This is a genomic window from Pseudomonas sp. BN607 (assembly GCF_029871175.1).
GTDB lineage: Bacteria > Pseudomonadota > Gammaproteobacteria > Pseudomonadales > Pseudomonadaceae > Aquipseudomonas.
On record NZ_SSOE01000048.1, the window covers coordinates 1 to 11,489 of the forward strand.

Consider the following 11,489-nt stretch of genomic DNA (forward strand, 5'->3'; position numbering starts at 1 on the left):
TGCTTGGGCATCTGGAAGTAGTTCGGCTGCAGCTTGAACTCCTCGTTGGTCTCGTGGTAGACGGTCTCGAGCTCATGCAGGCAGGTTTCGCGCCGGGGCTGCGTGGCGCCTTCGTCGTAGACCTCGTGGACCTGCTCGGTCACTTGCCGGGTCAGCAGGTGGAAGCGGTTGAAGCTGCGAGTGATGGTGCGCAGAGGGGTAGCGTCAGCCAGGTAAGTCGCGGTCGAACCGTAGCTGAAATCGGTGCCAGTGAACTCGTAAAGGTTGTCCTCGCCGTTGTCGCGCCACGTGATGCCGCTGCCCCTGCCAAGGAAGTTGTTGCTGGTGTAAGCGTAGGTGGTGACCATGTCGGGCTGCTCGGCACCAGGCTTGATGGTGTGCTTGGTCACCCGGGGCAGCGCGTCACGCACGTCGCCGGGGAAGAGGTGGCCGTCATCGTTGTACTCGATGGTCTCGACGCCGCCGACCGGGCTACGCACTTTTGTCAGGCAGACCACCTCACGCACCTTGTCGTAATCGAGCCCCCAGCTGGCCTTGTCGTCGCTGGGCAGGACAATGGTATGGGGCAGGCGCACCGCCGGGCTGAAGCGGCGGTCGTATTCCAGGGTGTAACGGGCCAGTGGGGTAAAGCCGGGACCGGATTCCGGGTGCAAATCGACGGTGATTAGGTCGTCGGTGTAGGTGATGGCCAGCAGCTTGAGCCCGGTGTCGTCCTCGATGCCGACCAGGCATGGGGCCTTCTGGAAAATGTTGTAGCTCAGGGTGATGCCATGGCCCGAAGGCGCCTCGACCCGGGTGGGCACGGCGATAAGATTGTCGCTGGGGCCTTTCAATTCGAGCAGTTCGACCAGGCCGGCCTTGTGCTCGACGCGATAGCCCGCGCCGTGATCATGGAAGTGGAAGCTGCGCAGCTTGCGCTCTTTGAACACCTTGCCGGTGCCGTCGCTGGCATCGCTGCCGGTGACCTTGAAGCTTTCACCGGTGTGCAGGTGCAACAGATTGGTGCCGGGGTCGTATTGGGTGAGGTTGAGGGTCCAGCCCATGCCAAAGCCCGAGTCCTGGGTGTTCATCGGGTTGAAACCGATGTGCAGAGGCAGCGAAGGGCCACTGAGGTTATTGGCGACCAGCTCCGGCAACTCGATGCCCAGGGTGTACTGGCCGGTGCGGGGGTCGACGCTGTTGTTGAGGAAACTGAGGAAGTTGAAGGCGTTGGAGTGCAGTAATGATTTAGTGGTCATAGCCAGAACCTTTTAGAGGAAAGCCCCGCCCCGCTTGACGAGGCGGGTGCAATTCATTGAATGGATAACACCACCTGGTTGCGACCATCTTGAATGCTGGCCGGCGGGAAGCCGATACGCAACCGATGCCGGTTTCCTCGCGTATCGCGGAGTATGAGCATCATCGGTTTATCCAGCGCGGCCCTGAACATCTTGGTTTGATCACCGTTTGCATGGACGTCACTCCAGAACGGCATGTTATCCACGCGATGCAGCACGATGAACAATTGCCCAAACCCTGGCTCCTCCCCTTCGATCAATGCCTTCTCGATGCCGGTATACTTGAGCTGTGCGGCCATGGCAGTCAGCATCGCGTCTTCCTTGAGCTCAGCGGGCTTGTCCGGCTGCCCCGGCACCGGCGACTCCCTGAAGGCACAGCACATGTAACTGAAAAACACCTCATCCCCCTGCTCGCTTTCCCAACGTACGGAGGCGGCGCCCCCCTCGAACTGAAGCGTGGCGAAGTCGATGTTTTGCATCGCCTCCGTGTATTGCAGGTGCCAGTAATCGATCGACTCCAGCATGTAACCGAAGGGATCTTGGGGCTCTTTGTCGGGTATGAAGCCGCGGATATTGGCTACGCGTTTACGTGTAAGCTTGTAATCATCTTTCCCCGGGTCCGTGGGTGCTATGGCTTGGAGCTTGACAACACTCTTTTTGTCAAGCGAATTCCACCACACGTCGTCGTCAGACTGGAACCTGGCGTAGAACTCCCGCTCCTCGGCTATGCCGCTTTGAACCCAGAGAATCCTGGCCTTGCGTGTATCTTCGGAGCGCACGGCTGGGCCGTCGCTGGATGCCGGAGCACCGTAAGCTTTGAAACGGTTTGATTTCACGTGAGTGGCCCAGCTCGCATCTCCATGTGCCAACCCGTCGTCTTCCTTATCGATAAACGGCACCTCGACCCCGGTGTTACGGTGAACCAGCCTCATGCTGGAGAGCTCGGTCGGTGTCAGCGGGATCGCCAGTTTTTGACCCATGTAATCAACTTCCGTGGTTTCCACCACAATCTCTAGCGTGATCTGCTGCATGCCATTGGCCAGGCAGATGGGCTGACCTCGCACTTGGATTTCGAATGCAGTAAGTTCAGTCCAACGGATGGGGGGGTCCTGATAATTGTGCTGGACAATCGCATAACCGCTGAACCTGTTATCGATATCGGCCATGACCACGCTGACGGGCGCTTTGGCTGGGCTCGGCGGAATATACACATTGCCTTGAACCTCTCCCTCGCCAAAAACCTTCCAGGTTGCAAGGTCGTGCATTTCTGCTGGCAACCTGAATTCAATCGGCTCGTTGCCTCTGAGCACTGGCACATGAAAAGGCGTGACCGTGAGGGTTTGCGGGTAGGCAAAAATAACCACCGTGGCGGTACCGCTGGTGTTCTTCGCCTTATTGGTGACGCGAATGTGCTGCAAGCGCACTTCAGGCACGTAGTCATCCGGTTTGAACGGTTTGAATATTCGCCAGTTGGGTTGCTCGGGATCAGGCACCAGCTCCCCGTGAACAAGCCCATCGTCCTGGATCAGCGCCCAATCCAAGTCGTCGGTCAACGAGCCGGCACGCAGCGGGATGTCCGCCATGCCAGCTGACCAAGTAGTCACACGAGGAAGCACGTTGACGCCTTGCAGGGATTCGATCAGCAACCCCGTGCGTACCTGCTCCCCGGCCGCAGAAGGAAAACGGCCGGATACCAGTATCAATTGCTGGTCACGCTTGAACTCCTCTGCCGGTAATGCCTGATAGGTCCCATTGGTCATGCTCCCGGCCGACCGCGGCAGATCCAATGCCGAAACCTCCCATTGTGCTTCGACCGCCTGCCCTTGGTTATCGATGATGAAAGGCTGGCGGCCCTCCGGTAACAGGGCGCTTTGCATCGGCTCGACGAAGAACGACTGCGCAGTGGGTTCGACACCGCCGAAAATCACATGGTCCAGCGGGTCATGACGATCCACCATGCTCACCTGGTGTGCATTGGGCAGCTTGAGCTGACGCAAGATACCTGGCGCTTGCTGGTCATCGACGAAATGGCGCAGCGGTGCAGCGATCAACGCCGTCGTGCTATAGGCAGAGGCGCCTTGCGGAGTCAGGTCGTCAGGTATCAGGTAGGGGAAGGAGCTCCCTGGCGTGTCGCCGCGCGTTTTGTTCATGCGCAATTGGCTGAACACCACGACCGCCCCTTTGCCATATTGTGTCGATTGCGGATTGTTACCCTCAGGCGCCTGCTGTGTGAGCACGCGGAAGCTCACCGGGCTCAGAGGCCCATAGTCGCTGAAATCCAGCATCGCGAAGCTATAGAGCTGCCGGTAGGCTGGGTGCGCCTGGATCTGCTCGCCCAGCTTGGCGCCGATCGCCAGCCTGGTTTCGTCAACCAACCCAAGGTTGCAGCTAAAGTGCTCCCCCACCGAAAGGTCCAGAATCACTCTGCCGCGCTCTTCCAAGCTGCCCACTCGCACGTCCAGCGAAGCAGACATTTCAAGCACAAGGCCCATCTCTTCAGTCAGCATCTGACTATGCGCCAGGTAGGGCGGACGACCAGGCAGGTGAATGGTCGAAGAATAAGTACCCGCAAGGATATTGAGCTTTACCGTGGCTTTGGAGTTGGTAAAGGTCGCGCGCTCGAATGAAAGCTGCGGAGCACCGAGCACGATATTGCTCAAGGTTATATGTTCCGCATCGCCAATGACGACTTCATTGCTGAATGGCAACAGGAAGTTCAGATCGTTGAACGCTGCCATGTACTGCTCCCGCAGCATGCGGTTGACCTGGTCGCGGTCGAACGCCAGGATGGCGCCCCAGCCGTACATGACATTGCCCTGAGCCAAACGCTCCAAAAGTTCAGCCTTGGAATTGGTTTTCATAGCTCGCGCCCCTCGTTAAATGCTGGATCGTCCGGTTCCGTCAGTTTTTCAATCAATACCTCGGGGGTAACCAACGGGAAGGGCAAGATGACGAAGGACCACAGCCAAAAATGATTGTTGGTTTCCACCGCCACTATCACTGCGTAATTGCTCAAGGGCTTGCCATCCGTTGCGACCGGGGTATAGAGGCCATCCTTTAACGTACCGTTGCCAGACACCAAGTACCAAGTCGTGAGATCAGCAGGTACTTCATACTGACCACTTTTGTTTTCACCCCAAAACTTAAGCCGCACACCGTCCCCTTCAGCCTCGTGGATGAACCAGTGGGTTTCAGGCTTCAACGGCAGCAGAATCGGAATCTGCTCCTTCCCCCCCGATTCAGTAGTCACTTCAACGGTGTCGATTGCCAATACTTCCGCCAGATCGTCCTCAATGCGCCAAGCCGCTGTAGCACGCAGGCGTCGCCAGGCTTCGCTCTTGCATGGATTCGCTTCATAGCTGCTAGCTGCCGGGGGCGCGATGTAGAGCATGCCCTGCTGTACTTCGGGATCGGGCGCAGGGTCTGGCGTCAAACTGCCTTTGGCACCGGGTAGCAGGGTGAAGGTCACCGGCTCCCGTCCTAGGGCCGCCGCCGATAGCTTGATCGTGGCACCCGTATTGACCGCCCTGACCAACGGTGCGACCGCGATGCTGCGAAGGTTCACGCTGAGCAACGCCTTGCTGTAACTTGAGCCACTGGTGGCGGTGACAATGACCCGTTTGTTGCTGCGCAACACTTCGCTGGAGGGCGGCGCGGTGTAAACCCCCGTCGCCTCATCGATCGAACCGGGGTTGTCGTCTTCTTCACCTGGCAGGTTCTCCACGGTCCATTTCATTGGAAGATCCGAACCAGCGGTGGTAACGAACTCCTGTTTCCCCCCGGCCACCACCACGGCCTCGCTGGGCTGCACCTCGAATTGCGTGCGGGCCGGTGCCAGGAACCCAGGCAGGGTCAAATCACCAGGGAAACGTACCGTCGAGGGTTGTACAGCTTCCTTACCGCCGCGGAAGAGCAAGCCGTTGAGGCGAAATGCGTCGATCTCCTCGGCCACCGTGGCGATAATACCGATCGTAGTAGCGAGATAACGGTCTATCTTGTCTTCACAAAAATTGACGAATTCTTCCATTTCGTCACCCCACAGGGTGTTCAAATCAGCATCGGGCGAAACTCTTTGGCGAAGTGTTGGCGTCCCGAACGGCTTGAGCGACAACTTACCTATCTCGTCACCGCTTGTTTCAACCACGAACTCGTAATCGATCGTATACTCCCAACGGCAGACTGCCCTCCCACTCGCTACGCGTTCAGTCTTTGTGTTGATGGTCACGGGCGAAGCCTGTTTGCCATACCATTCGAATCTCAGTTTTTCATTAACGGCCTTGACTTCGAATCGGGTAAAGTCGTCTGCCTCGTCACCTACAAGACTTAACGTCAGCCCTTGGGGGAATTCAATGGAAACGAGATTCGCCGTCGACCCTGCGACGGGTACGACTACCTTCCCCGCCGTCGCCTGAATACCGGTTATATGCGTGCTTACCCCATCGGTGGTGTATTTGACCTCAAACGGACCGACCAGAGCCGGGAATTTTTCGAGACCACGCGTCACCATTCGTGCGATCAGGAACTTGTTTCCTAGCAAAAAATTCATCGTGTAATCTACGACCGCATTGGGCAGTAGGTAATGCATCTCTTCGGGTATACCCGCGTCTCCGTTGTCGCTGCCTTTCATCGTTACGAACAGCAACACGGCACCTTCGCCGTATTGGTCTGAACCCCGTACCTTGCCAGACGGAGCAGCATCGGTTCGAACCACAAATTTTTCCGGTTGCAGAAAGTCGGTTTCCATCATCTGCAATTTATTCAGGACATAAATCTTCTTTTCATCCGGCCAGCTATCGAAAATCCGCTTGTAGCGCTCGCCTCCGATCATGTTCTCTTCGTCAGTGTCGGCAAAGCTCAGGTAGAACGCACTGGCCTTCTTCAAGTCGATGTACACTGTACCCGCTTGGGTGACCGATCCTGAGGTGCTGTCCAACTCTATTCGCATGTGCAAGGCCGGGCCATCGAGCGCATCGCCCATTTTAACCCCGGAAACTTTCTTAACGGCAGCGCCGGACGCCTTGTCTAGCGTCAGTTGATTGCCACCGGTAATTCGCATGGTCAAGTCAGCCCTTGAACTCGACAGGCTGGAATTTTCGAAGGAGAGCCGAGGCTTATCCAGCAAAAAATCAATCGACTTTTCCCAGCGGACGCCCGGTGTGATGACCGTACTGAACGTCACAGGCTCGAAGTATTGGTCACTGTCGAAACGGTCGATATACTCTTGCAGCAACAATGTGTTGGCACGAAAACGGTCATACGCGAGAATGGCATCATACCTGTGTGTGGATGGCGCTTTCTTTAGAAACTCCACCAGCTCTTCCAGCGTTTCTTTTTTAGCCATGATTGCACCTCTAATAGTTACATAAACACGTACATGTACTTACTTGCGTAGCGTCAATGACATTTCCGGGAACAGCGTCCAACTGTCATCGAACGCGTCGCCCTCGAAAGCAATACTGACTGTAAATACCAATGGCGAGTCATCATCGAGGGACTCGAGCGTTGTCTTCAATACCTTGGCGGTAACGAGTTTTGCTTCCACTTCAGGCTGGGACACCATTTCATCGCGGATGGTAAAGAATACGTTCGCGCCGCCGCGAGCACCCTTCAAGATAATCCCCAGGCGTTGCTTTTCGCTCATGAATGGCCAACTGGCCAGCGTGAGATCGGCGTGCGGGCCGACGATATCGGCCAGGTGGATTTCGGTGTCTCTGCGCGGGTAGCACTGCAGTGTGGGATAACTGCTTCTAGCCAGCGGAAGAATGCGCAAATGCAGCTTCTGAGACTCATGCCCCACGGGTAATATCCGGTAGTAGACCGGGAAGCGTTTTAGCGAGGTGTCGCCTAACTCCATGTTGGCTGCGACCGCCGCTGCCGGTATAACCAAGGGCTCAGTGGGTATTGTGCTGAACGTGAACTTTTGGTTACCCAGTGCGGAGCGGCCCTCCCAGTAAACTTCCAGCGTCTCTGAAGCGGCCAACTCGATATCCGACAGGTCAATTAATGCCCCTGATAATGCCTTGCTCGCGGGCAGATACGCACTCACCCCGGCTTCGCTCCCTTCACTCTCAGCGAAAAGCACTTTCAACGGCGCATCTTCACGACGAACCACCAAGTCGACCTGCCGCTCTGTCGCACGGTACGCAACACCTTCCCGAGCGACCTGATAGCCCAGCGTGATACTCGCCAGACCTCGAAGTCTTTCTGCGGGCAGGTTGAATGCAATCACCCCACTTTCAAGGCAGCTCAAGTCGATACGCAGTTGTTGCTCACCGAGTACTTCATTGAAGTTGAGCAACACCCAGTCACTCACCATCAGCTCTTCATTGGCGGGCACGCGCAATACCAAACCATTGGGAAACTTTTCCGGGTCGAGCGGGCCGCTGGAATAACCGTCTATTTCCAGTTGCGGGAGCAGGGGCGGGGGGTTAACAGGTATCGGATCGATGCGGAAGGTCTGCATGGGTGCTGTCAATGTAGCCGGCAAGTCGGCAAACGCGATTTCGTAGTGAACTTCAGCGCGCCCCCCGCCAAGGAAGGCGAACTGATCAGGAGGTACTTGCCACCGCAATACCTTCCCGACGTCCTGCTCCCCGACTTCTGTTGTCCTTGACCAGGTTGTATCTTCCGTGCCGTCGCTTTCAAAGCCCACGAATGTGAGCGTTACCTTGTCTTTCGCTTGCATGGCCTGATAGGCCGGCACCAAGAACGTAGCACCTGCACCGCCCAGCGAGCTGGGATCGATGAACAGGTTGTGGGACTGCGGCGCCTGGGCCACCGGCATATGCTCCAGCCGCCGCGGGCGCACCCCCACGAAACAAAATGCGCGCAGCGAAGGCTCCAAAGCCGGTTGCATGGGCTCGAATGCCACAAATGCATAGCCATTGGTAGCCGCCACGACGAACCTGTTTGACACCGAAATACGCGCCCGTAGGGTTTTGGGATCGAAATTGTTGTCATCAATATCTACAGCCCCTTCAAAACTCGATGCCACACCGTGTTCATCCGCGCCAATCCATTCAACTCGAACTATTTGACCTGGGCCAATAGTGTCGTAAGTTATATAAAAAACCAGGTCTTCATCCCCCAGCTTATCTAGATCAACCTCATCGTACGGCGTGAGGCCTTCAATTGTGGGGCGCGGGGGTGGCGCCGCGTTGCTCCGCTCGGCAGCTGGGTGCGTATTCATTTATTCAGCTCGGCATTTGGGTGAGAGATGCCCACACACTAGCGCCCGCCCCAGGCGCTGCCTACTGGCAAAAATAACAGGTGGGTTTCGATCGGGCTGCTGTGATAGATCGCGCACCGCACTTCAGCACGCGGGGTACCTAGCATTTTTGCTAGCTGTCGCACGCTGAGCCTTTCGCTAGACTCGGCTGGTGAACTTCTTACAGCGCCAACGAGGAACCTTGATGAATACTCAACGAAACTTACTTACCGCTGCAAGCTTACTGTTTCTTATGTCCAGTACGGCGCACGCTGCGGTCGCAACCATACAAAAGGACACTAGTTGGACCCGGTTCGAGAAGGAATCAGCTCATGACTTCAAATGCCCTGACAACAAAGTCTTGGTAGGCCGCGGCCACGACGGCGACGAAAATCAGCCCACCACGTATTTATGTGGAACCGTTAGCCAAAACGGTACTGTACTCAAAAAATTCAATGAGCAAAAGATTTCCAGTGATTGGCTCGGGATGTGCCCTGCTGGAAAAGTCATGACTGGCCGGGGTAGAAGCGGCGATGAAAATGAGCCTTTCTGGGTTTATTGCGCCGAGTTTCGGGACGCGTGGGAAGACAATTTGGTGGTTACCCCCTCGCAAATTCTAGAGGGCGATGAAAGTGACCACAAACTGGAGTGCGCCACTAATGGGGTATTCTGGGGAACGGTACATGCCGGTGATGAAAATAAAAATACCTCTTACTTTTGCGCCAAATTATTCTAACCCACTTCCCGAGACCCCACCATGCAGACCTCAATAAAACTTGTCACCCTTGCCCTCCCCGTGCTGCTGAGCATTCCGCATGCTGTGTACGCGGAGGAGAATACCGGCTCAATATTATTTTTGGACAAAGACAATGGTCAGTGTGTAATCGCCGCTCCCGGCGAAGGCACAGGCAAACGAATCCAGAACGAATTCCATCACACGGACGGCTACTCCGAGTGCAAGGGTTTTGCAGCGCGAAAAATGTCGCTCGATGGACTTTCCTCTGCCGTCCAAATACTGATCACCGGTGATTCAAATTGCAGTAAAGAACCTGCACCGGGCAAATGGTGGATGGAACTTCGAACCACCCGAAGGTTCACTTCCACCGAATGGTTCGAACTCGATGACCTTGCTTCCCGCGAGAATGGCAAAATTATTACTCCCGGCTTAATAATGGTTGACAAAAAGGTCGAGCCTTCCAGCGCTGCCAGGGATAGCACTGCCTGCGTACGCGTGATCGCCGGGAGGGCCGCAGGCAGTGCCCCCAAGGACACTGAAACCGCCAAACCGAATAAAATATTCGTCTATGAGAACATTGATCCAGTCGGGGTATTCACCTGCAATGCCGACCAAATAATATGGGCGCGCGGGCACGAGGGCGATGAGAATGACAAAAAAACCACTTACAAGTGTGCGACTTACAAGCATGGCTCAACTGAGCTTAGTATAAGCGATAACGAGTGGACGCCCTGGATCCATGAACACTACGACGAATGGTTCATGTGCCCGGAAGATACCGTCATGACGGGCCGCGAGCACGAGGACGATGAAGAAGGTAAAACCCGCTATAGGTGCGGCAAACTAATGAAAGGGACTCAGCAAATGTCGATTCACAAGTTCACTGAGTGGTCTGGCGATACAGATGAGCCTGACCATTTTTACTATTGCGACCTCGAGCGGTTCATGGTGGGCCGCTGGCATAAAGGTGATGAAAATAAACCGACCCGATACCGCTGTGCAACGGCGTGGATGCAGGGAGCTGAATAATCATGACTACTACCTCGAATACAGCATCCAACGCCTTCAACTTCCTGAGCTTCGTCAACAACAGTGTCGACCCCCGCACCGGGCAGTACACCCTGGGCATCGAGTTGCCGGAGCTGGTCGCCAATAACCTCAGTGGCCCTTCGCTGCCTCTGCACATCGGTTTCAACCCGATGAACACCCAGGACTCGGGCTTTGGCATGGGCTGGACCCTCAACCTCACCCAATACGACCCCGGCACCAATCTGTTGCACCTGCACACCGGTGAAAGCTTCAAGGTCACCGGCAGCGATGCCAGCGACGGCACCGGCAAGGTGTTCAAAGAGCGCAAGCTGCGCAGCTTCCACTTCCATGATCACGGCGCGGGCTATCGCGTCGAGCACAAGGCCGGCCTGGTCGAACTGCTCGAATTGAAAGGCCCCAGCGACAATCTTATCGCCGTGCCCACCCGGGTCGAGGCGCCTTCGGGCCATGGCATCACCCTGAGCTACAACATTTTCCAGAAGGCCCCATGCCTGGTCGGCATCGAGGACGACACCGGGCTCAAGCTGCTGGCCATCACCTACACCGACGACCTAATCACCGTCGATTTGCACCCGGAATCCGGTCCCGGCTTTACCCCACTGGCCCGTTACACCCTGGAATACGACCGCCGCTTCAGCCCGGCGGTGCGCCTGCCCCATACCATTGTCCTGCCCAGCGACGACAAGGCCAGCTGGGGGCTCGATTACGACAAGGTGCGTGAGGTGGTCTGCCTGACAAAAGTGCGTAGCCCGGTCGGCGGCGTCGAGACCATCGAGTACAACGATGACGGCCACCTCTTCCCCGGCGACGTGCGTGACGCGCTGCCCCGGGTGACCAAGCACACCATCAAGCCTGGTGCCGAGCAGCCCGACATGGTCACCACCTACGCTTACACCAGCAACAACTTCCTTGGCAGGGGCAGCGGCATCACGTGGCGCGACAACGGCGAGGACAACCTTTACGAGTTCACTGGCACCGATTTCAGCTACGGTTCGACCGCGACTTACCTGGCTGACGCTACCCCTCTGCGCACCATCACTCGCAGCTTCAACCGCTTCCACCTGCTGACCCGGCAAGTGACCGAGCAGGTCCACGAGGTCTACGACGAAGGCGCCACGCAGCCCCGGCGCGAAACCTGCCTGCATGAGCTCGAGACCGTCTACCACGAGACCAACGAGGAGTTCAAGCTGCAGCCGAACTACTTCCAGATGCCCAAGCA

The 11,489-nt window shown here is 56.5% G+C and carries 5 protein-coding genes and 2 pseudogenes; 3 read left to right on the forward strand and 4 right to left on the reverse strand.

From position 1 onward, the window contains the following. The 4 genes and pseudogenes from E8E68_RS11740 to E8E68_RS11755 all read right to left on the reverse strand — a co-directional run. Window positions 1-1,238: pseudogene (locus E8E68_RS11740) on the reverse strand (sugar-binding protein); the annotation flags it as partial. Between the two features lie 53 nt (window positions 1,239-1,291). Beyond that, the gene (locus E8E68_RS11745; protein WP_280341545.1) at window positions 1,292-4,138 is read right to left on the reverse strand and encodes a hypothetical protein; all 2,847 of its coding nucleotides are present in this window, start codon (window positions 4,136-4,138) and stop codon (window positions 1,292-1,294) included. Further along, window positions 4,135-6,618 carry a hypothetical protein gene (locus E8E68_RS11750; protein ID WP_280341548.1) on the reverse strand — a complete coding sequence of 828 codons (2,484 nt, stop codon included), beginning with the start codon at window positions 6,616-6,618 and terminating at the stop codon, window positions 4,135-4,137. Before E8E68_RS11750 ends, E8E68_RS11745 begins: the two co-directional genes overlap by 4 nt. A gap of 39 nt (window positions 6,619-6,657) precedes the next feature. After that, window positions 6,658-8,466, reverse strand: a complete 1,809-nt coding sequence (locus E8E68_RS11755; RefSeq protein WP_266032830.1) for a hypothetical protein — start codon at window positions 8,464-8,466, stop codon at window positions 6,658-6,660. Between the two features lie 223 nt (window positions 8,467-8,689). Between E8E68_RS11755 and E8E68_RS11760 the strand changes: the two genes are divergently transcribed. From E8E68_RS11760 to E8E68_RS11770, 3 genes and pseudogenes are all read left to right on the forward strand, one after another. Then, the gene (locus E8E68_RS11760; RefSeq protein ID WP_266032827.1) at window positions 8,690-9,220 is read left to right on the forward strand and encodes a hypothetical protein; all 531 of its coding nucleotides are present in this window, start codon (window positions 8,690-8,692) and stop codon (window positions 9,218-9,220) included. Window positions 9,221-9,241: 21 nt separating this feature from the next. After that, a complete protein-coding gene (locus E8E68_RS11765) occupies window positions 9,242-10,249 on the forward strand; it encodes a hypothetical protein (protein ID WP_266032824.1) in 1,008 nt (335 codons plus the stop codon). 2 nt (window positions 10,250-10,251) lie between these two features. Continuing rightward, window positions 10,252-11,489, forward strand: a pseudogene (locus tag E8E68_RS11770) (sugar-binding protein); the annotation flags it as partial.